Annotated in this window: 18 protein-coding genes; 12 read left to right on the forward strand and 6 right to left on the reverse strand. The window is 40.0% G+C overall.

Annotated features, from left to right (window positions below):
- Window positions 1-282: 282 nt before the first annotated feature.
- From EKM69_RS09090 to rpmH, 6 genes are all read right to left on the reverse strand, one after another.
- Complete coding sequence (locus tag EKM69_RS09090; RefSeq protein ID WP_125710370.1) at window positions 283-840, reverse strand: hypothetical protein; 558 nt, start codon at window positions 838-840, stop codon at window positions 283-285.
- A 116-nt stretch (window positions 841-956) separates the two neighbouring features.
- Entirely contained in the window at window positions 957-2861 is a 1905-nt protein-coding gene (gene mnmG / locus EKM69_RS09095; RefSeq protein WP_125710372.1) for a tRNA uridine-5-carboxymethylaminomethyl(34) synthesis enzyme MnmG, read from the reverse strand.
- A gap of 11 nt (window positions 2862-2872) precedes the next feature.
- Window positions 2873-4261, reverse strand: coding sequence for a tRNA uridine-5-carboxymethylaminomethyl(34) synthesis GTPase MnmE (mnmE, locus tag EKM69_RS09100; RefSeq protein ID WP_125710374.1), 1389 nt, complete (start codon window positions 4259-4261; stop codon window positions 2873-2875).
- Window positions 4262-4414: 153 nt separating this feature from the next.
- A complete protein-coding gene (locus EKM69_RS09105; protein WP_125710376.1) occupies window positions 4415-5266 on the reverse strand; it encodes a YidC/Oxa1 family membrane protein insertase in 852 nt (283 codons plus the stop codon).
- 16 nt (window positions 5267-5282) lie between these two features.
- Window positions 5283-5627 carry a ribonuclease P protein component gene (gene rnpA, locus EKM69_RS09110; RefSeq protein ID WP_125710378.1) on the reverse strand — a complete coding sequence of 115 codons (345 nt, stop codon included), beginning with the start codon at window positions 5625-5627 and terminating at the stop codon, window positions 5283-5285.
- 128 nt (window positions 5628-5755) lie between these two features.
- Window positions 5756-5896 (reverse strand): 50S ribosomal protein L34, encoded by a 141-nt coding sequence (rpmH, locus tag EKM69_RS09115; protein WP_010625561.1) that lies wholly within the window; start codon window positions 5894-5896, stop codon window positions 5756-5758.
- A gap of 511 nt (window positions 5897-6407) precedes the next feature.
- Here rpmH and dnaA point away from each other — a divergent pair.
- The 12 genes from dnaA to dnaB all read left to right on the forward strand — a co-directional run bounded on the left by dnaA (window position 6408) and on the right by dnaB (window position 22223).
- Window positions 6408-7790 carry a chromosomal replication initiator protein DnaA gene (dnaA, locus tag EKM69_RS09120; RefSeq protein WP_125710381.1) on the forward strand — a complete coding sequence of 461 codons (1383 nt, stop codon included), beginning with the start codon at window positions 6408-6410 and terminating at the stop codon, window positions 7788-7790.
- Between the two features lie 160 nt (window positions 7791-7950).
- Window positions 7951-9087, forward strand: coding sequence for a DNA polymerase III subunit beta (gene dnaN, locus EKM69_RS09125; RefSeq protein WP_125710383.1), 1137 nt, complete (start codon window positions 7951-7953; stop codon window positions 9085-9087).
- A 1114-nt stretch (window positions 9088-10201) separates the two neighbouring features.
- The gene (gene yaaA / locus EKM69_RS09130) at window positions 10202-10411 is read left to right on the forward strand and encodes a S4 domain-containing protein YaaA (protein ID WP_125710385.1); all 210 of its coding nucleotides are present in this window, start codon (window positions 10202-10204) and stop codon (window positions 10409-10411) included.
- A 6-nt stretch (window positions 10412-10417) separates the two neighbouring features.
- On the forward strand, window positions 10418-11539 hold the full coding sequence (gene recF / locus EKM69_RS09135; RefSeq protein WP_125710387.1) for a DNA replication/repair protein RecF: 1122 nt from the start codon (window positions 10418-10420) through the stop codon (window positions 11537-11539).
- A complete protein-coding gene (gyrB, locus tag EKM69_RS09140) occupies window positions 11539-13491 on the forward strand; it encodes a DNA topoisomerase (ATP-hydrolyzing) subunit B (protein WP_125710389.1) in 1953 nt (650 codons plus the stop codon). The genes recF and gyrB overlap by 1 nt, the downstream gene beginning before the upstream one ends.
- A gap of 21 nt (window positions 13492-13512) precedes the next feature.
- Entirely contained in the window at window positions 13513-16107 is a 2595-nt protein-coding gene (gyrA, locus tag EKM69_RS09145) for a DNA gyrase subunit A (RefSeq protein ID WP_125710391.1), read from the forward strand.
- Window positions 16108-16310: 203 nt separating this feature from the next.
- On the forward strand, window positions 16311-16607 hold the full coding sequence (gene rpsF / locus EKM69_RS09150) for a 30S ribosomal protein S6 (protein WP_125710393.1): 297 nt from the start codon (window positions 16311-16313) through the stop codon (window positions 16605-16607).
- 37 nt (window positions 16608-16644) lie between these two features.
- Complete coding sequence (gene ssb, locus EKM69_RS09155) at window positions 16645-17220, forward strand: single-stranded DNA-binding protein (RefSeq protein WP_125710395.1); 576 nt, start codon at window positions 16645-16647, stop codon at window positions 17218-17220.
- A gap of 24 nt (window positions 17221-17244) precedes the next feature.
- A complete protein-coding gene (rpsR, locus tag EKM69_RS09160) occupies window positions 17245-17481 on the forward strand; it encodes a 30S ribosomal protein S18 (RefSeq protein ID WP_057738857.1) in 237 nt (78 codons plus the stop codon).
- A gap of 865 nt (window positions 17482-18346) precedes the next feature.
- A complete protein-coding gene (locus EKM69_RS09165; protein WP_125710398.1) occupies window positions 18347-20368 on the forward strand; it encodes a DHH family phosphoesterase in 2022 nt (673 codons plus the stop codon).
- 15 nt (window positions 20369-20383) lie between these two features.
- Window positions 20384-20839 carry a 50S ribosomal protein L9 gene (gene rplI / locus EKM69_RS09170; protein WP_125710400.1) on the forward strand — a complete coding sequence of 152 codons (456 nt, stop codon included), beginning with the start codon at window positions 20384-20386 and terminating at the stop codon, window positions 20837-20839.
- A 7-nt stretch (window positions 20840-20846) separates the two neighbouring features.
- Window positions 20847-22223 carry a replicative DNA helicase gene (gene dnaB, locus EKM69_RS09175; protein WP_125710402.1) on the forward strand — a complete coding sequence of 459 codons (1377 nt, stop codon included), beginning with the start codon at window positions 20847-20849 and terminating at the stop codon, window positions 22221-22223.
- The last annotated feature ends 17 nt before the right edge of the window (window positions 22224-22240 follow it).

Consider the following 22240-nt stretch of genomic DNA (forward strand, 5'->3'; position numbering starts at 1 on the left):
TCTTAATTTCGAAAGGGGTCTTCTTATTTTTCTTACTCATTGTTATCGTCTCCCGGACTCGTTCTTGTTTATCATTCTTCCGGTTAAAACAATTGTAGCAGCCGGCAGCGTTCCAGTGTGTGTATCCCGGGCCCCGGAGTCGGCAGTGAACCTCCCACCAAACTACTACCACAAACCCAAACACACCAAAAATCACCAACATCCAACCAAGCAAAACGCTTCCAGTCTGCCAAAAACTCTCTCACCTCAAGAAAAAAAGCCCAGAGGCAAAAAGCCTCGAAGCTAAGCAGCACCAGTAAAAGAATCAACATCATTAGAACAAACATACCGATCAGGAGAAATCTGATAATAAGTAACACCAGAATTCAAATCAATAGCCTGCTGATTAGTATACCAAGCAGAATCACCAGCAACCGAAATACCAGCAATAGCAGTACCGTTACCATCGTAAACCTGCACAGGACCACCAGCAACCACATGCACAACAGCATGGTAGTAGTTCATAGCCATAGTAGGAATCCCCTGAATAACCTCATTAGCAGCTAAAAACCGCCCAGGAGCAACCTCATAAAAAGTATCCATAGAAACATTATTCTTCCGAATAACACTAATAGCAAAGTCCTGATTAGCAGGAGCAGTAACACCAGAAATCACCGCACCATCACCATCATAAATTGGCAAACCACTCAAATTACGAGTATGAATAGTCAAATTAACATTTGTATCTAAATAAGTTCCCGCCTCATCAGCAGCGTGTACACTATCAAACTGTCCGAAAACAGTCATCATTGGCAAAAGCAAAGCCAATACTAAAACCAAGCTCAATTTTTTGCGCTTCATAGTAAATCCCCCATTTGTTCATTGCATCAATAATAACATTACTTTTAAAATTTTATAAATTACCTCATTAAGTATACCAAAAAAAACGCCGTTCACTAAAATGAACGACGATTTTTTTAACTGGCAGTCTTTGCAATCTTGCCTTGTTCGATATAAACGCTCAAAATCCCAATATCAGCAGGGTTAACGCCACTAATACGACTAGCTTGAGCAATTGTCTCAGGATTGATCTTACTTAGCTTCTGAACGGCTTCAGTAGCTAATCCGTTGACCTTAGTATAATCCAATCTTTCAGGGATCTTCTTTGATTCCATCTTCTTGAGACGGTCGATCTTCATTTGTTCCTTCTTGATGTATCCTTCGTACTTGATTTGGATCTCAACTTGTTCCTTCACACGACGATCGACATCAGCGCCACCTTCACCGATCATATCAATGATATCTTGATATTTAACTTCCGGTCTTCTTAAAAATCTAGCAGCTGTGAAGCCATCTTTGAGGCCTTTCAAGCCGAGATTGCTTAAGAATGGTTCAGCCATTTTTGGTGTGATCATGGTATTTTCAAGACGCTTCTTCTCTTTAGCGACGGCATCCCACTTGCTTACAAAGCGGTCATAACGTTCATCAGAAATCAAGCCCAGATCATGACCCAAACCTGTCAAACGGTCGTCAGCATTATCATGACGCAAGATCAAACGATATTCGGCACGACTCGTCAACAAACGGTAAGGTTCGTTAGTTCCTTTAGTTACCAAGTCATCAATCATAACACCGATATAAGCTTGGTCACGACGCAAGATGAATGGATCCTTGCCTTGAACACGTAAAGCTGCATTGATTCCTGCCATGATACCTTGTCCAGCTGCTTCTTCATAACCTGAAGTTCCGTTCATTTGGCCAGCAGTAAAGAGGTTTTTTACGACCTTAGTTTCCATGTTGAGCTTCAATTGCCAAGGTTCAACGACATCATATTCGATAGCATAACCAGGACGCATCAATTGAGCATGTTCAAGTCCAGCAACGGAATGAAGCATCTTCAATTGCACTTCTTCAGGCATCGATGTCGAGAAGTCACCAACATAAAATTCTTGGGTGTGACGACCTTCTGGCTCTAGGAACAATTGGTGTCTTGGCTTATCAGCGAAACGTACAACTTTATCTTCGATCGAAGGGCAGTAACGAGGACCTACTCCTTCGATGACACCTGAAAACATTGGTGCACGGTCGAGGTTATCACGAATGATACTGTGAGTCGTTCCGTTAGTGTAAGTCATCCAACAAGAAATTTGATCCTTCAAATATTGAGCATCTGGTGTTTCAAATGAGAAATGATTTGGTTCTTTATCACCAGGTTGTTCTTCAGTCTTAGAAAAATCGATCGTACTCTTATTTACACGAGGAGGAGTACCTGTCTTGAATCTAGTAAGCTTAAATCCATGTTTTTCGAGGTCTTCTGATAACTTGATCGAAGGGATCGAGTTGTTAGGACCTGAAGAGTACATCAACTCACCGATGATGATCTTACCACGTGAAGATGTTCCGGCTGTAAGGACTACTGCTTTGGCATGGTATTTTGCTCCAGTACCGGTAACAACACCCTTGCAGACGCCATCTTCGACGATCAATTTTTCAACGATTCCTTGACGTAAAGTTAGATTTGGTTCTTGTTCCAAAGCATCCTTCATAACAATGTGATACATGTTCTTGTCAGCTTGTGCACGTAAAGCACGGACAGCTGGTCCTTTACCAGTGTTCAACATTCTCATTTGAATGTAAGTCTGATCGATATTTTTACCCATTTGACCACCTAAGGCATCGACTTCACGGACGACGATTCCCTTAGCTGGACCACCAACTGATGGATTACATGGCATGAATGCTACCATATCCAAGTTGATCGTGATCAAAAGTGTTTTTTGACCCATTCGAGCTGATGCTAAAGCAGCTTCTGAACCTGCATGTCCTGCACCAACAACGATAACGTCATATGTTTCTGAATCAAATTCCTTAACTTCTACCATTAAGATTCCACCTATTTTCCTAAACAAAATTGTGAGAATAACTGCGTGATCAATTCATCAGGGTAACTGTCACCTGTGATCTCACCTAATTTATCCCAGCAAGCTGTCATGTCGATCTGAACTAGATCGATCGGCATCCCTGCTTCGATTCCTGAAATAACGTCATTTAAGCTTTGTTTAGCTTGACGAAGTAACCCGGCTTGACGGGCACTAGTAATAATAACGTCACTACTGCTGTCTTCAATACCTGCATTGAAGAGTTTGCCGACAGTATCTTTGATCTGATCGATACCATCGTTCTTGATTGCAGAAGTCTCTAACACTATGTCATCAACCTTTAGCTGTTGCACTTGTAGCGGTCGTAACACTGGTGAAAGGTCATTCTTATTAAAAATCACGATCCGACGTTTGTCATGTGTAGCATCTAGCAATTGGATGTCTTCTTCTTCTAATTCGCGAGAAGAATCCAAGACTAAGATGATCAAGTCAGCTTCGTTGATCGCCTTGAGTGATCTTTCGACACCGATTTTTTCAACCTTGTCTTCGGTATCACGAATACCAGCTGTATCGATCAGTTTCAAAGGAACACCGTCGATATTGACGTATTGTTCGACGATATCACGAGTTGTTCCGGCAACGTCCGTTACAATCGCTTTGTCCTCATCAAGTAAACGGTTCAAAAGACTTGATTTACCAACGTTTGGCTTCCCAACGATAGCTGTAGCTAAACCGTGTTGCAAGATCTCGCCACTGTCCGCTGTCTTCAATAATTGGTCGATACTTGCACCAACTGTTTCGGCTTTTTCTAATAACATCTTGGTCGTCATTTGTTCCGTATCGTATTCTGGATAGTCGATATTGACTTCGACTTGTGCCAATGAATCGAGGATCTCTTGACGAAGATTATTGATCAAATGTTCCAAGCTTCCATCTAATTGGTTGACGGCGACTGACATTGCTTTGTCAGTTTTAGCTCGGATCAGATCCATGACTGATTCGGCTTGAGTCAAATCGAGACGTCCGTTCAAAAAGGCTCTCTTAGTGAATTCACCAGGTTCTGCCATTCTTGCTCCGGCACCGATCAATAGTTGTAGCACTTTGTTAGTGGCGACGATACCACCGTGTGTATTGACTTCTAAGACGTCTTCACGTGTGTAAGTCTTTGGTGCACGCATGACTGAGACCATGACCTCATCGACTAATTCTTGCGTTTGTGGGTCGATGATATGGCCGTAGTTGATCGTGTGACTGGCTACTTTCGCCAGATCTTTACCTTTAAAGACCTTCTTGACGATATCAAGAGCTTGATCACCAGACACGCGGACGATGGAAATCCCACCTTCCCCAGGTGGTGTCGAAATCGCTGCGATCGTGTCATATTCCGTTACAGTACTAGGCATAAAGCGTCCCTCCTATTTGTTTTGATTGAATTTTGAGCACAAAAAAAGTGCATAATCCGCCCCTTTGAGACGGAAAAGCACTTTGACTACTTTTCAGTATTTAAATAATTCTACGATATAATAACGACATTTTCTCCAAATGTCAAACAATTACTAACGATGCTTGTAAGCACGTTTCTTAGCTTTTCTGATCTTCCGTTGTCTTTCACGTTCTTGTTCTTCCTTCTCACGCTGTTTACGACGGTATTTGAAAGGATTTTGAAAAGCCAATGTCTGAAGAACTTGGAAAGCGTTAGTTACTACCCAGTAAAGGGTAATAGCTGATGGGAATGTCAATGCTGGGACGAAGATAAAGATCGGCATGATCCAAGTCATCATCTTCGTTGTGGCATTTTGTTGTGGATTAGAAATGCTTGAAATGTAAGTTGAAAGGAATGTAAAGAGGGCAGCCAAGACAGCCATAATGTAGTATGGATCGGCCTTACCTAATTGCATCCAAAGGAAACTACCATTTCTCAATTCAGCTGTCTTGTAGATTGCTTGATAAAGAGCAAACATAACTGGCAACTGGATCAATAAAGGTAAACATCCCGCTACCGGGTTGACCCCAGCCTCACGGTACAACTTTTGAGTTTCCTCACGAAGTTTTTGTTGTGTATCTGTGTCTTTAGCAGAGTACTTTTCTTGTAAAGCCTTCATTTCAGGCTGAATTTCCATCTGCTTGTTCATACTGCGGATCTGGAACCAGTTAAGCGGCAACAAGATGACCCTGATGATAATAGTGAAGATAACGATAGCCCATCCAGCGCTATTACCAGCTAATGAACCTAGCCACAGGATAAATCTTGAGAAGTTCCACAAAACGATGTGGTCCCAAAATCCAGTACTGTTACTAGTAATAGGTTCATTTAGGTTAGAACATCCGGCCAAAACTAGAACGACACTCAGTAGTAATGCTATACCTAAGTATTTCTTTAACCTTTTTTTATTCACTTTTGCACCCATTATTATAATTTTGTATTTAATCTACTATTATTTTACCTAATTTTAGAAGATGTACGATGTTTTTTTTCGTTTCAAACATATCTAATTCTGTAGCATTCTTGCGAGCAATGATCAAAAAGTCGAGCTCGGCAGGAATTTCAGGCTTTAACTCTAGTAGTGATTGTCGGATGTATCGCTTGACCCGATTACGTCCAACAGCTGTATGTGAAACTTTCTTACCTACAGAAAGACCCACCCGAAAATGTTTTTGTTCTGGCTTTTCTATCTTATACAGAACGAAATTACGATTTGCGAACGATTGGCCCTTTGAGTAGACATATTGATATTCGTTTTCTTTTTTAATGCGATAGCTTTTTCTCATATGTCACCTTTAGTCCCACTTGATTCAAAAAAGCAGCTAGCAGGACGCATCGGGATGCCAAGGGTATCCAGATTCCTCATTTGTTTTGTAATAAAAAAAGACCACCAAAAATTAGTGATCCTTCAAAACTAAGCTGATAATACTTTTCTGCCTTTTTTGCGACGTCTTGCAAGAACCTTGCGACCATTACTTGTACTCATTCTCTTCATGAAACCATGGACGCGTTCGCGATGACGCTTCTTTGGTTGAAATGTTCTCTTTGTAGTCATCAATCAAACCTCCTGAATTAATTTATCACTTCTCCAGACAATTGCTTAAACATAATATCATGATTCGCCAAAAAATTAAACAGGGAATTTTGATTTTTTCAATACTATATAGGAAATAAAAGCCCGAGTTATGAACAATTTGGCTCTGTGGATAATTTGTGGACGGAAGTTATTAACATAGTTATCAACAGGTTAGTAAACAGAGTTTTCCGCCGCATAAATTTACTGTGCATTAGTTTTCCACAGGTTTTGGAATTCGGTTTATAAATCTCCCAAAGCCTTATATAAAGGGACTTTGCCTTGTTGATAACTGTGGATAACTGTGTGAATAACTCCATTTCTTAACATTAATCCACAGTTTTCTTACGTTTCTTTTAACAACTTGTTAAGTTAAAATAAATTAAACATATGTTCTGTGGAAAACTATTTTATTGAATGATAAACTTTATTTTGTCTTTTTAGGGGAAAAACTTATCCACAGGTAAAATTTTTAAAGATTGGAGGGGACTTCTTGCAAGAACCTAGTAACTCATCTACAAAAGAATTGAATGATTTTTGGAGCTATTTCACAAATAAAATCAAACAAGAGATCACACCCACTAGTTACTCAACTTGGGTTGAAAGTGCGAAACCACTATATATAAGTGGAAATGACATCCACATTTCCGTTGCCACTAAACTTCATCAAGAATATTGGAAAAGAAATTACGTTAAGAACATCGTGACCGATTCTTATGAATTTAACGGCATTGAACTAAATCCTATTATTGAAAACGAGGAAGATAGGAAAGAACAACAAAATTTGACGGTTGCTAATGACAATAATGTCGGCAGTACAGGCACTGCTGACGATTCAAAACCGATTTTTCAGAATTCACATTTGAATCCGAAATATACTTTTGAATCATTTATCATTGGTGGAGCAAACAAAATGGCACATGCGGCTGCCGTTGCTGCTGCTGGGGAGCCAGGTCAAATTTACAACCCACTATTTATTTATGGTGGGGTGGGTTTGGGTAAAACTCACTTGATGCAAGCTATCGGCCATGAAATGTTGAAAAACAATCCGAATGCGCGCGTCAAATACGTCACTAGCGAAACTTTCGCCAATGACTTTATCAACTCTATTCAGACCAGAACTCAAGAAGAATTTAGACAAGAGTATCGAAGCGTCGACCTACTACTGATCGACGATATCCAATTTTTCGCTGAAAAAGAGGGAACTCAAGAAGAGTTTTTCCATACCTTCAATAAACTTCATGAGAATAACAAACAGATCGTTCTAACATCTGATCGCCTACCTAATGAAATACCAAAGTTGCAGGAAAGATTAGTTTCTCGCTTTAAGTGGGGACTATCCGTTGACATTACCGCTCCGGATCTAGAAACTAGAATCGCAATTTTGCGTAATAAAGCTAAGGCGGAAAAATTAGAAATACCTGATGATACGCTGTCCTACATCGCTGAACAGATCAACACTAACGTCCGTGAACTAGAGGGAGCTTTGCTTCGAGTTCAGGCTTATTCAACGATGAAGAACGCCGACATCAATAAGTCGATTGCTGCAGATGCCTTAAAAGCACTGAAGCTTTCTCGCGCCAAAAATGGCTTGACCGTAAGTACTATCCAAAATAAAGTCGCTAAGTATTACCATGTTTCAATTGCTGACCTTAAAGGAAAGAAACGTGTTAAAACCATCGTATTGCCGCGTCAAATCGCAATGTATTTATCAAGAGAATTAACAGATCGCTCACTTCCACAAATTGGAATGGAGTTCGGTGGCAAGGACCATACGACTGTAATGCACTCCTGTGATAAAATAACCGAGTTAGCTCTAAAAAATGACGACGTCAAACAAGCAATCGGTGAATTAAGAGATGAACTGAAAAATTAACATGTGCATAACTTTTTAAAAAATAAGGAGTTATCCACACCTGTTAATAACATGGAGTTTTCAACAGCCATCTAAGCTGAAGATAGTTTTCCACAGAATCAACAGGGCCTACTACTGCTTCTATCTCTATATTAATTAATTAAAAGGGGAAGTAACGACAATGAAATTCTCAATAGATCGTAGTAAATTCGTTAATCAGACTAATAATGTCCAACGTGCTATTTCAAGTAAAACCACAATTCCAATTCTTACAGGAATGAAATTAGACTTAGCAGAAAATGGTTTAACCATCACTGGTAGTAATTCTGATATTTCAATCACTGCATTCATTTCACAAGAAGATGCTGACAATGATCTAGTAATTGAAAGCACTGGTTCGATCGTTCTACCAGCTAAATTTTTTAATGAAATTATTAAAAAGCTACCTGGAGACAACTTCAATTTAGAAGTCCTAGATAACAATCAAACATTGATCACATCGGGAGTTTCTGAATTTACTATCAATGGACTAGATGCCAATAACTATCCACATCTACCAGAAGTTGAAGCAGCAGATCAACTAACTTTCCCAACTGACTTATTCAAAGAAGTAGTTGGACAAACAGTAATCGCAGTTTCAACACAAGAAAGTAGACCAGTCCTAACAGGTGTTAACTTCGTCATCAACCAAGACGGCTTAACATCAGTAGCGACAGATAGCCATCGTCTAGCACAAAGAAAAATCGACATCACCAGCGATGAAGAGTACAACTTGATCATCCCAGGAAAAAGTTTGACTGAATTAACAAGAACCATCAGTGATTCAGTAAAAGAAATCAAAATGTCGATCTCAGAAAATCAAGTACTATTCAGTTTTGACAATGTAATGTTCTACTCAAGACTATTAGACGGAAGATATCCAGAAACAGACCGTCTAATACCAGAAGATTCCAGCACAAAACTAACCTTCGACTCATCAAACCTACTAGCATCAGTAGAACGTGCCTCACTACTTTCCCACGAAAGCAGAAACAACGTCATCAAGCTAGTAATCAAAGCCGAAGACAAAAAAGCCACACTATTCGGAAACTCACCAGAAGTCGGAACAGTTGAAGAAGCACTAGACTTCAACAACTTAGAAGGAGAAGACTTAGAAATTTCCTTCAACCCTGACTACTTAAAAGATGCCTTAAGATCATTCGGAGGTAGCACCGAAATAGAAATGAGCTTCACATCAGCACTACACCCATTCACGATCAGACCGGTAGAAAACAAGGACAATTTTGTTCAGTTGATCACGCCTGTTAGAACGTTTTAGAGGGATTTTAAATAGAAAAAAAGGCAAACACGGTTAAGTGTTTGCCTTTTTTGATGGTTTTGATTTTGAACATTGGTTTGAGCTGGGATTTTTGGTGGAGGTTGATTCCCGGTCCTGCGGGGGTTCCGGGAATTGCGCCGTGGAACGCTGCGGACCCACGCGGCTGACGGCGAATTCCCTCCACCCCCACAGGACCTAAGTGGGAAGTAAACTCTTCTTTTTGTGGGGGTACGGTACTTATCTTTTCTTGCTTAGATTGCTTTGAATGGGGGAGTTGTACCTAATTTTGGTTCGTTCCTAGGATTCTGTCTTCACGATCTATCTCGTCAATTTTGGTTAACTTGAAAATCTAAAGACAAAACTAAAAAGGTCAATTTAGTATTGTGGATAACTTTTGAATTCAAGCAAAACTCTAAAAAGGGTTGTCTGTGGACAAAAAAACAGGATATTCAGTTATCAACATGTGGATAATGATAACTGAATATCCATGTTTATCTCGGAGTGAAACGACGAGCCCTCGCGGCAGCGAAGATCGTAGAGCTCAAATAGGAACGAAATAGCAACAATAACCGTCAGGAATCAAAATAAGCAGAGCGAAGTCCTGCGCACCGAGAAAAAAATAGGAGCACAAAAACAAGAAAGGTTAGCAAAAATAAATAGGAAGCACCTATTCCCCCTCAACGACCAAAGAGGGATATTTAAACTAACTTAGACGGAGGGGCCCGGGATACACACCTCAGCCGCCAAATTATTCTTAGCGATTTATCGCTTAGAATAAGACTCGTATTGGAGATGTCCGAGTGGTCTTCTCGGATAGCTTCAATCGATGTCGGCAGCGTTCCAGTGTGTGTATCCCGGGCCCCGGAGTCGGCAATCAACCACCCAACCAAAATATCACCTCATATTATTACTTACCAAAATACTCTCATTCAAATATGCTACCGTTATTTTTTTCTCTCAGTGCTTTTCGACTAGTTTTAATATCCCAGTACCAGATAACCCCAAAAATCGCTCTCATCGCTCAAAAACACCCTTTAATTTGTTTTTTAACTAAAAAACAACTATAATATAGAATATGTCATTAATGGATAAATCTAATAAATAGGGTGTTAAAATGTCGCAAAAAATCATGATTGAGACTGAATTTATTACAGTAGGACAATTTTTAAAGGAAGTCGGTATTATTGCTACCGGTGGCCAAGCAAAATGGTATTTGCGTGAAAATTCGATCACTGTAAATGGCGAACCTGAAAATCGTCGTGGTAAGAAGCTTCACAAGGGCGATAAGATCGTTGCAGAAGACCAAACTTTTGAAATTGAATAGTGTTTCTTGTTCATAAGAGATCTTGAGCTTCAAAATTATCGCAATTATGAATCTTTAAAGACGAGTTTCTCGCCAAACATCAATGTTTTTTTGGGACGAAACGCTCAAGGTAAGACGAACTTATTAGAGGCTATGTATTTTTTAGCTTTGACCAGAAGTCATAGAACGTCCAATGACAAGGATTTAATTAGATGGGGAAGTGATTTTGCTAGGATTTCAGGAACGGTTATCAAGGATAATTCCAGCCGCTTGAAGATGAATTTAGTTATTAGCAAATCAGGTAAGAAAGCAAGATTAAATAATCTCGAGCAACGTAAGTTATCAAGTTATATTGGTAATCTAAACGTTGTTTTGTTTTCACCGGAGGATTTGTCGATTGTTAAAGGCAATCCCACAGTACGTCGGAAATTTGTCGACATGGAATTTGGTCAAATTTCTTCGCAATATTTAAAGACAGTCAGTCAATTTCGGACTGTTCTCAAACAAAGAAATGTCTATCTCAAAAAATTACAACATCATGAGACGAAAGATTTAGTCTATCTTGATGTTTTATCAGATCAACTTGCAGCTTATTGTGCAGAAGTAATACACACACGTTTAACTTTTTTACAGAGGCTGCAAGTTTTTATTGAGAAGATCCATGCCAAGATAACTGAAAACCAAGAAGTTTTACAACTTCAATATAGTAGCTTTTTTAATGCCGAAGGTATGGATGTGGAGTCGATCTACAACCTATACAAAGAGACATATAAGAAGAACTACCGCAAAGAGATTTTGCGTGGGGTCACTTTATTTGGTCCTCACAGGGATGATATTAAATTCTTAGTTAATGATAAAAACGTTCAAGACTTCGGCTCACAAGGGCAGCAGCGTTCTGTTGCTTTGAGTCTGAAGTTGGCCGAGGTCGAGTTGATCAAAGAAGAAGTCGGAGATTATCCAATATTACTGTTGGATGATGTTTTATCAGAACTAGATCATAAGCGACAGACACATCTTTTGTCGTCGATCGGTTCCAGTATCCAAACTTTCATAACTACAACGTCACTTGATGATGTTGACCAAACTTTGATTAAAGATCCTAATGTTTTAAAGATTATTGACGGAAATATTAAACAGGAGGAAATTTAATGGCTGAAAACAGCAAAGAACAAGAATTAGAGAAAAAAGAAAAACTAGCTGAAGAATATGACGCCAGTCAAATCCAAGTCCTCGAAGGGCTCGAAGCTGTTCGTAAGAGACCTGGTATGTATATCGGATCTACTAGTGGCCAAGGTTTACACCATCTAGTATGGGAAATTATCGATAATGGTATTGATGAAGCCCTCGCTGGTTTCGCTACGAAGATCGAAGTTACGGTTGAACCAGACAACTCGATCACCGTTACTGATGATGGTCGTGGTATTCCTATCGATATCCAAAAGAAGACAGGTAAGCCTGCTCTAGAAACTGTTTTTACGATCCTGCATGCCGGTGGTAAATTCGGTGGTGGCGGATACAAGGTATCTGGTGGACTTCACGGTGTTGGTGCTTCTGTTGTTAATGCCTTAAGTAGTGAATTGGATGCAGTCGTTACTCGTGGCGGTAAGAAATACGGGATCGACTTTGAAAAAGGTAAAGTTAAACACGCTATGCACGAAGTCGGTGAAGCCGGCGAATTCGATCATGGTACACGTGTCCATTTCGTTCCTGATCCAGATATTTTCACTGATACTACTGTTTATGATGATAAAACTCTTACGACAAGAATCCGTGAATTAGCTTTCTTAAATAAGGGACTTAAACTTACATTTACTGACAAACGTCAAGATACTGCTGAGAAATTAGTCTTCCACTATGAAGGTGGTATTAAGAGTTATGTCGAATTTTTGAATAAAGGTAAAGAGACTTTATTCGATGAACCAATCTACCTTGAAGGCGTTCAAGATGGTATTACCGTTGAAGTTGCTATGCAATATGTTGACGAATATCACACTAACTTGATGACTTTCGCTAATAACATTCACACCTATGAAGGTGGTACTCACGAAGTTGGTTTCAAGACTGCTTTGACACGTGTTATTAACGATTACGGTCACAAGAACAAGCTTTTGAAGGAAAATGAGAAGCTTTCTGGTGAAGACGTGCGTGAAGGGATGACTGCGGTCGTTTCTGTTAAGCACCCAGACCCACAATTCGAAGGTCAAACTAAGACTAAATTAGGAAACTCCGATGCAAGAACTATTACTGATCGCTTATTTAGTGAGCATTTCATGAAGTTCTTGATGGAGAACCCACAAGTCGCTAAGAAGATCGTTGAAAAAGGTACTCTTGCTACTAAGGCTAGATTAGCTGCTAAACGTGCTCGTGAAGTGACAAGAAAGCAAAATGGTCTAGAGATCAGTAATTTGCCTGGTAAGTTAGCCGATAACTCCAGTAAAGATCCTGAGATCTCAGAACTATTTATCGTCGAGGGTGATTCTGCCGGTGGTTCTGCTAAAACTGGTCGTTCACGTTTGACACAAGCTATTTTGCCTATCAGAGGTAAGATCTTAAACGTTGAAAAAGCTTCAATGGATAAGATCTTGGCTAACGAAGAAATCAGAACTTTGTTTACAGCTATGGGAACTGGTTTTGGTGAAGACTTCGATATCGCCAAAGCTCGTTACCACAAGATCATTATTATGACCGATGCCGATGTCGATGGTGCCCACATTCGGACACTACTTTTGACATTGCTTTACAGATACATGAGACCAGTCGTTGATGCAGGCTACGTTTACATCGCTAAGCCACCTTTGTATCAAGTTAGACAAGGTAAGATCATGAAATACCTTGATACTGATAAGGAAAAAGACGACTTGATCGCACAATTGCCAGCTAAACCTGAACCTAAGATCCAACGTTACAAGGGTCTTGGTGAAATGGATGCTGACCAATTATGGGAAACAACTATGGATCCTGAGAAGAGAAGACTTGATCGTGTTCAACTCGATGATGCAGTTGCCGCAAATCAAATTTTTTCAATGTTGATGGGTGACAAGGTTGCTCCTAGACGTGAATTTATTGAAGACAATGCTCGTTACGCTGAAGTTGATTATTAGAAGGGGAGGGGACTAATTTAAATGGACGATAGAAGAATTGAAAATGTCAATTTAACGGAAGTCATGAAGAAGTCTTTCGTTGACTATGCTGCCAGTGTTATCGTATCTCGTGCTCTTCCTGATGTACGTGATGGTTTGAAGCCAGTTCACCGTCGTATCCTTTACGGTATGAATGAACTAGGTGTTACACCTGACAAGCCATATAAGAAGAGTGCTCGTTTCGTTGGGGACATCATGGGTAAATATCACCCCCATGGTGACTCAGCTATTTACGAATCAATGGTAAGAATGGCTCAGGACTTTAGTTATCGTTATCCATTAGTTGATGGACATGGTAACTTTGGTTCGATCGATGGTGATCCTCCTGCTGCTATGCGTTATACCGAAGCACGTATGAGTAAAATGGCCGTTGAAATGTTGCGAGACATCAACAAAGATACTGTTGACCTCGTACCTAACTACGATGGTGAAGAAAAAGAACCAATGGTCTTGCCTGCTAGATTCCCTAACTTACTAGTTAACGGAGCTACTGGTATCGCCGTTGGTATGACTACTAATATTCCATCACATAACTTAAAAGAAGTTATCGATGCTTTACACATTTTGATGAGAAATAAAGAAGCAACTATTGCTGATTTGATGAAAATCTTGCCTGGTCCTGATTTTGCCACTGGTGGTATTATCATGGGACGTTCAGGTATTAGACGTGCTTACGAATCAGGTAAAGGTACAATTACTTTACGTGCCAAAGTTGATGTAGTAACGAAGAAGAGTGGCGCTGAACAAATTATCGTGACCGAACTTCCATACATGGTCAACAAGGCTGTTTTAGTTGAAAGAATTGCTGATCTTGCACGTGAAAAGAAAATCGAAGGTATCACCGATCTAAATGATGAATCAGACCGTGAAGGTATGCGGATCGTTATCGACGTTAGACGTGATATGTCAGCTTCCGTTATTTTGAATAACTTGTACAAGTTGACGCAACTTCAAATTTCTTACGGTATCAACATGGTGGCAATCGTTGGTAAGACACCTAAGGTACTTTCATTGAAGCAAGTCTTACTTGAATACTTGAAACATCAAGAAGTAGTTATTCGCAGAAGAACTGAATACGATTTGAGACGTGCTGAAGCGCGGGCTCACATCCTTGAAGGTTTAAGAATCGCTTTGGATCACATCGATGAGATCATCAAGATCATCCGTGGTTCACAAACATCTGCCATTGCTAAACAAACTTTGATGGACAACTTCAAATTATCAGACAAACAATCACAAGCTATCTTGGACATGCGTTTGGTACGTTTGACAGGTTTGGAACGTGAAAAAGTCGAATCCGAATATCAAGAATTGTTAGTGAAAATTGCTGACTACAAAGATATCTTGGCTACACCAGAACGTGTCGACAAGATCATCTATGATGAATTGCTTGATATCCAAGATAAATTTGGTGATGAACGTCGGACAGAGATCCGTGCTAGTGAGATCACTAACATCGAAGATGAAGATCTGATCGAAGAAGAGAACATCTTAGTTGTCTTGACTCACAACGGATACATCAAGCGTTTATCTGCTGATGAGTTCCGCGTGCAAAATCGTGGTGGTCGTGGTATCCAAGGGATGGGTGTTCATGATGATGACTTCATTGAACAAATGATCTACACATCGACCCATGACCGTCTGCTATTCTTTACTAATACTGGTAAAGTTTATCGGACAAAAGGTTACGAAGTCCCAGAATACGGACGGACAGCCAAAGGTATCCCGGTCATCAACTTGTTGAACATTGAAAAAGGCGAAAAGATCCAAACTGTTATCAACGTCGATAAAGATGTTGATACGAAGAACTCGTTCTTATTCTTTGTTACGAAACAAGGAACAGTTAAACGGACAGCCGTTGAAGACTTTGCCAACATTAGACACTCAGGCCTTCGTGCAATCGCTCTGAGGGATGAAGATGAGTTGATCAATGTCTTTATGACTGATGGCGATAAAACCATTCTCATCGGAACTCACAAGGGTTACGCCGTAACCTTCAGTGAGACTGATGTTCGTCCAATGGGAAGAACAGCTGCCGGTGTTCGCGGTATCAAGTTACGTGAAGAAGACTACGTAGTAGGTTCTTCGATCCTTGAACCAGAACAAGAAGTCCTTACGATCTCCGAAAACGGATATGGTAAGAGAACAGCAGCAGGCGAGTATCCAGTCAAAGGACGTGGTGGAAAAGGTATCAAGACTGCCAACGTAACCGAGAAGAATGGACCAATTGCCGGAGTAACTTCCGTCAATGGGGATGAAGACATCATGCTCGTTACTAACACAGGTGTCATGATCAGATTCGACGTCAACAACGTATCGCAAACTGGTCGGGCAACCTTAGGTGTTAGATTGATCAAGGTCGATGATGATGCAGTAGTTTCTACTATTACTAAGATCGACCACGAAGATGAAGAAGAATCAGATGATAACTCTGAAACAACTTCACCAGACAACCAAACAAATAACGATGAAGCAAACAGTTCTACTGAGGAAACTTCTGAAGAAACAACTGATGAAACTTCATCAAATGATGCTCCTGAAAACAATAGTGATTCAGATTCAAATGATTCTGAATAATTGAAGATAAAAAAGTCGTTTCTGCGTAATATGAAATGTATCGGTTTGGTACACGTCAGGCGGAACGATTTTTTTATTTGAAAAAACAGCTAGAATTCAAGGAGGGTTTATGGTAAACTCTAACATTGTGAGTATAAAATGAAGATAATTTATACTCCTTGTCCTTTAACTAGGACCATTAGACCATAAGGAGGTGCACAGTCATGGCAGAAACACGCTACGAGATCACATACATCATCAAGCCTGATATCGAAGAAGAGGCTAAAAAGACTCTTATTGATCGTTACGACAAGATCCTTACAGATAACGGTGCTAAGATCATTGACTCAAAAGACTGGGAAAAGAAACGTTTAGCATACGAAATTGCTAACTATAAAGAAGGTATTTATCACATCATTAACTTAAATACCGAAGATGATACTGCATTGAACGAATTTGATCGTCTTTCAAAATTCGACGACAACATTCTACGTGCAATGACAATTAGACGTGAAGACTAATTTGTTTCACGTGAAACATTTTTAAGGAGGCAGACCTATGATTAACAGAGTAGTTTTAGTCGGACGCCTGACACGTGATCCCGAACTTAGATATACTGCTAACGGAGCTGCAGTTGCGTCATTTACTGTAGCAGTTAACAGACAATTTACTAACGCTCAAGGTGAACGTGAAGCTGACTTCATTAACTGTGTTATTTGGAGAAAAGCTGCTGAGAACTTTGCTAACTTTACACGTAAAGGTTCTCTAGTTGGTGTTGATGGCCGTGTTCAAACACGTTCATATGAAAACCAACAAGGAAACCGTGTCTATGTTACCGAAGTAGTTGTTGAAAACTTCTCACTTTTGGAATCGAAGTCTGAAAGTGAAAGAAGAGCTGCACATGAAGGCTCTTCAAGTAACAACAATAACAACAGTTTCCAACCTTCAAATCAACAAAATAATAGTCAGTCTCCATTTGGAAATAACAGTAACAACAATAGCAACAATAATAGTACGAATAATAATCAATCTAACAATTTCAACAACAATTCAAATTCTGACAATAATAACTCTGATCCATTTGCTCAAAATGGAAGTTCAGTAGATATTTCAGATGATGACTTGCCGTTCTAAAAATTTACGAAGGGAGAAATTACTATGGCCCAACAAAGAAGAGGCGGACGTAGAAGACGTAAAGTTGACTTCATCGCTGCTAACCATATCGAATACATCGATTACAAAGACACTGACCTATTGAAGAGATTTATCTCAGAACGTGGTAAGATTTTACCAAGACGTGTTACAGGTACAAGTGCTAAGAACCAAAGAAAGCTTACAATTGCTATTAAGAGAGCAAGAATTATGGCTTTGCTTCCATTCGTTGCTGAAGACTAATGGTTTTGGTTTTATATATTAAGACTACATTTTGAGATGTGGTCTTTTTTTGTGCTTTGGTTTTTGGTTTTGATGATGGTTTGTGTTTGATTTTTGTGGTGGTTGTTGTTTGTGTTGGTGGTTCACTGCCGGTTCTGCGGGAGGTTCCGGAAATTTCGCCGTGGAACGCTGTGGACGTCGATTGAAGCTATCCGGGAAGTTTACCCGGACATCTCCAATACGAGTCTTCTTCTAAGCTCCTTCGTCGCTAGGAATTTCACAGCTGACGGCGAATTTCCTCCACCTCCCGCGGAACCTAGGTTTGTACCATCAATCCTGTTTGGGTGGGATACGGTACTTATTTTTATCTCAGTATGTTGTTTTGGGTTTTGCTCCGGTTTCTATCCTTTCTTCGGTCCTAGGAGCTTGGTCTCTATTCCTATCTGGTTGATTTTTCTTTTTGCTTTTCATCGGTTACTATTTTGTTTGGTTATTCTATTTGGCTCTTTTACTCGCTTCTTCGTCGCTTGTAAAAATCGCGGTGGTGGATCCTGTGCTTCCTCTTTTTTGAATGGAAATAATATTTGGTAACTATACGTGATTCGATTTTTTAGTTTGTATTTTTTCCTTTTGGATGATTGAATTCGTTATTAATTAAGAGTGTTCTATTTTTGATGTTAGCTGATATTTAATTGGATAGAAGAATCCATTTTTTCGTTGCATGGTTTTGATGTGGCACGTGGATTTTATCTGATTTTGTTTTATTTTTCGTTCTTCACTCCTGTTGTTGGGTCGTGTTTCTTCTATTTTATTTATTCCCCTAATAACAGTGAGGTGAGAGGCTAGCTGTGATAAAATTAGAGGGTATATTAAAAGGGGAATTGATATGAAAAATATAAGATATAACCTTCGATATTTCCTCTCTCGAGTTGATCATTCGACTCAATTGACGGCTGCGTCGTTGATTGTTATGTTGATTTCAATTTTTATTGTGGGCATCATTCACGGAGAAGTGAGTGGTTATATACAAGCTTTACTTGTAGTGATTTCTTTGATCCTATTTGTTTACTTGTTCCTACTTCTGGGGGAGAAAGCCGGAAAATATACTACTGATTTGCAATACCGGATCGATCGGGGTACTGATAATAGTTTTGTTGAGTATCCGCTTGGTATTTTGCTATATGATGAGGACCGTCAGGTTCAGTGGGTTAATCCTTATTTTGTTGAGAAGACTGGTTTGGAACCTATTTATAGTATGAATATCGCTGATATTTCTCCGGATCTGCTTTCCTTTGTTACTTCTGATGAGGAAGAGGATTCTGAGCATGGTAGTAGCAAGACTATCAAGATTGGTCATAAGTATTACTTGGTTCAAGTTCAACGTGAGTTGCGGGTGATTTATTTGTTTGAGATCACGCAATACTCGGAAATGGAAAATCGTTACGAGAATAATCGTTCTGTTATTGGACAAGTTTATTTGGATAATTATGCAGAGATCACTCAGTCGATGAGCGATCGCGATATTTCTAATTTGGACAATTACCTTACTAATGAATTAACGAATTGGGCTACACGTGGAAAGATGTTTTTGAAGCGGATCGATGATGACCACTTTTTCATCTTGGCTTATTCAGGAAAGCTTTTTGCCTCTGAGGAAAAAGGTTTTAAGGTGCTTGATACGATTCGTGAATATACTTCCCAACAAAATGTTCCTTTGACTTTGAGTATGGGATTTTCTTACGGTGTTGATGACCTGTCCGTTCTTAGTGAAGAGGCTCAGAAGAATCTGAACTTGGCACTGGGACGTGGTGGTGATCAAGTTGTTGTCCGTGGAATTGGCGAGAAAGCTCGCTTCTACGGTGGCAATACCGATCCGATGGAGAAGAGAACTCGTGTCCGTGCACGGATGATCAGTGAAGCTCTCCAAGAGCTTTTGAAGGATAGTGACCAAGTTATTGTTATGGGTCATAATCATCCTGATATGGATGTTATTGGTTCTTCATTAGGTATCCGTCGAATCGCTGCGATGAACAACACGCCATGTAAGATCGTTATCGATCGTAAGTCGTTGCACACCGACGTTGCTCGTTTGCTCGACTTGATTGAAAAAGAAGATCCAGAAGCTAATAAGGATATTATTTCTTCTGAAGAATCCAACAATATCGTGACACCAAATACTTTGATCGTGATGGTCGATCTTTCCAAACAAAGTATTTCGATCAATCCGAAATTGTTCGATCAAGGATCTGACAAGATCGTGGTTATCGATCATCATAGACGTGGGGAAGAGTTCCCAGAAAATCCTATGTTGATCTACATCGAACCTTATGCATCATCAACTAGTGAGTTGATCACTGAAATGCTCGAGTATCAACCTAAGAATAAGAAGTCGATCGATAAGTTTGAAGCTACAGCAATGCTAGCTGGTATTACCGTCGATACGAAGTCCTTCTCGCTTAGAACTGGTACGAGAACTTTCGATGCTGCTAGTTACTTGCGGTCAGTGGGTGCCGATGAGACCTTGATCCAAGAACTGCTCAAAGAAAACATTAATTCGTTCATCGAGCGAAACCATTTGATTGAATCTATCTTGATGGTACGAGATAATATGGCTGTTTGCTCTGGCGAAAATGACAAGTCTTATGATCCTGTCATCGTCGCTCAAGCTGCAGATACCTTATTGTCACTTAATGGGGTGGAAGCTTCATTCGTAATTAGTAAACGTCCTGATGGTCGAGTAGGAATTTCTGCTCGTAGTTTAGGAAAAGTAAACGTCCAAGTCATCATGGAAAAAATGGGTGGTGGTGGTCACTTGTCTGATGCTGCTACACAAATTTCTGATGTGACTGTTGAAGAAGCTCGCGACCAATTGGTCGAAGTTTTAACTAATCTAGAAAACAAAAAGTAAACGGAGGGCTATACTGTGAAAGTTATCTTTATCGAGGATGTAAGAGGAAAGGGTAAACGTGGTGAGATTAAAAATGTCGCCGACGGTTACGCTCAAAACTTTTTAATTAAAAATCACAAGGCTATCGAAGCCACAAAATCAAATATGGCAACATTGAAAGCAGAACAAAATCGTGAGGAAAAAGATTACGAAGCTGAACTTGCTGCTGCCAAAGATACAAAGACAAAAATCGAAGACGACAAAACTGTTGTTGAGATTCCAGCTAAGGCCGGAACTGATGGTCGGCTTTTTGGATCAGTGACAACTAAGAAGATTGCTGAAGAATTGAACAAACAATTCGGTATCAAAGTTGATAAGCATAAGATGAGTCTAGGTGAAGGTGCCAAAGCTCTAGGTTACGTTAACGTTCCAGCAAAGATTTTTGACACAGTTGAAGCAGTCATTCGAGTACATATCGTTGAAAAGAAGTAGGTAACAAATGAATAATGATATAACTAGGATCCCACCTAACGATCGTGAAGCTGAGCAAGCGGTCTTAGGTGCGGTCTTTCTTAGTAAAGATGCGTTGACGGAAGCAATGGAGTACTTGGAACCGGAAGACTTTTATCAACATGCTAATCAATTAGTTTTTCAAGCGATGGTCACCATCAATGAAGTTGACGATGGTCCTGTCGATGCCGTGACGATCCAAGATGAATTGAACCGGACGAATCATTTGGAAGATGTTGGGGGCTTACCTTACATCGCTAACTTAGCAAATGCCGTGCCAACGGCTGCACATACTGAGTACTACGCCAAGATTGTTAAGCAAAAGTCAGTCTTGCGTAGCTTGATCAATGCAGCTACTAATATCGTTAATCGAAGCTTTGATGAAAATGAAGACCTCGACTCGATCATCGATGCCTCAGAGCGTGAGATCATGGATGTTTCCGAAAACAGATCTCATCAAGGCTTCCGTAAGATCAGCGATGTTGTTAAGTCATCATTTGCTGAGATCCAAAAACTTTATGACCAAGATACTGACGTTACTGGTCTCTCAACTGGTTATAAAGATCTCGATGCGATGACAACTGGCTTGCATCCGGATGAGCTGATCATTTTAGCTGCTCGTCCTGGTGTGGGTAAGACTGCTTTCGCATTGAACCTAGTCGAAAATGCCGCAATGAAGAGTAACGCAACTGTTGCGATGTTCTCCCTAGAAATGAGTGCTGAGTCCTTGATCAACCGGATGCTTTGTTCAACTGGTTCGATCGATGCTAACGCTCTAAGAACTGGTCAATTGGATGAAAACCAATGGGGCAGTTTGGTCGTAGCAATGGGTAATTTAGCTGATTCAGATGTTTATATTGATGACACCCCAGGTGTCAAGATGGCTGAGATCCGTTCAAAATGCCGTCGTCTTGAAAAAGAACAAGGCAAAGTAGACTTAGTTGTCGTCGATTACTTGCAGCTGATCGAAGGAACAGGGCAAGAAAACCGACAACAAGAAGTTTCAGTTATCTCACGTAATATGAAAAAATTAGCTAAAGAATTACATTGTCCGATCATCGCATTATCACAGTTATCTCGTGGGGTGGAAGCTCGACAAGATAAACGACCAATGCTTTCCGACTTGCGTGAATCTGGATCGATCGAGCAAGATGCCGATATCGTTTCCTTCCTTTATCGTGACGATTACTATCGTGATGAAGACGAAGATGGAAACAGTGAACCAGAGGATCAAGAAGACCAAGACGTTGGTGAAGTAGAAGTAATTATTGCAAAAAACCGTTCAGGTCCGCGTGGTACGGCTAAACTATTATTTGTTAAGTCGTATAATAAGTTTTCTTCAATCGCGAATATTCCAGAAAATTAATAGTATAGGTGGATAAG

This window comes from Companilactobacillus zhongbaensis (genome assembly GCF_003946515.1).
GTDB classification, from domain to species: domain Bacteria; phylum Bacillota; class Bacilli; order Lactobacillales; family Lactobacillaceae; genus Companilactobacillus; species Companilactobacillus zhongbaensis.

What these genes read in the sequence shown, in the direction of transcription:
- EKM69_RS09090 (WP_125710370.1), bottom strand. Translation starts at nt 840, where the DNA reads ATGAAGCGCAAAAAATTGAGCTTGGTTTTAGTATTGGCTTTGCTTTTG.
- mnmG (WP_125710372.1), bottom strand. Translation starts at nt 2,861, where the DNA reads ATGGTAGAAGTTAAGGAATTTGATTCAGAAACATATGACGTTATCGTT.
- mnmE (WP_125710374.1), bottom strand. Translation starts at nt 4,261, where the DNA reads ATGCCTAGTACTGTAACGGAATATGACACGATCGCAGCGATTTCGACA.
- EKM69_RS09105 (WP_125710376.1), bottom strand. Translation starts at nt 5,266, where the DNA reads ATGGGTGCAAAAGTGAATAAAAAAAGGTTAAAGAAATACTTAGGTATA.
- rnpA (WP_125710378.1), bottom strand. Translation starts at nt 5,627, where the DNA reads ATGAGAAAAAGCTATCGCATTAAAAAAGAAAACGAATATCAATATGTC.
- rpmH (WP_010625561.1), bottom strand. Translation starts at nt 5,896, where the DNA reads ATGACTACAAAGAGAACATTTCAACCAAAGAAGCGTCATCGCGAACGC.
- dnaN (WP_125710383.1), top strand. Translation starts at nt 7,951, where the DNA reads ATGAAATTCTCAATAGATCGTAGTAAATTCGTTAATCAGACTAATAAT.
- yaaA (WP_125710385.1), top strand. Translation starts at nt 10,202, where the DNA reads ATGTCGCAAAAAATCATGATTGAGACTGAATTTATTACAGTAGGACAA.
- gyrB (WP_125710389.1), top strand. Translation starts at nt 11,539, where the DNA reads ATGGCTGAAAACAGCAAAGAACAAGAATTAGAGAAAAAAGAAAAACTA.
- gyrA (WP_125710391.1), top strand. Translation starts at nt 13,513, where the DNA reads ATGGACGATAGAAGAATTGAAAATGTCAATTTAACGGAAGTCATGAAG.
- rpsF (WP_125710393.1), top strand. Translation starts at nt 16,311, where the DNA reads ATGGCAGAAACACGCTACGAGATCACATACATCATCAAGCCTGATATC.
- ssb (WP_125710395.1), top strand. Translation starts at nt 16,645, where the DNA reads ATGATTAACAGAGTAGTTTTAGTCGGACGCCTGACACGTGATCCCGAA.
- rpsR (WP_057738857.1), top strand. Translation starts at nt 17,245, where the DNA reads ATGGCCCAACAAAGAAGAGGCGGACGTAGAAGACGTAAAGTTGACTTC.
- EKM69_RS09165 (WP_125710398.1), top strand. Translation starts at nt 18,347, where the DNA reads ATGAAAAATATAAGATATAACCTTCGATATTTCCTCTCTCGAGTTGAT.
- dnaB (WP_125710402.1), top strand. Translation starts at nt 20,847, where the DNA reads ATGAATAATGATATAACTAGGATCCCACCTAACGATCGTGAAGCTGAG.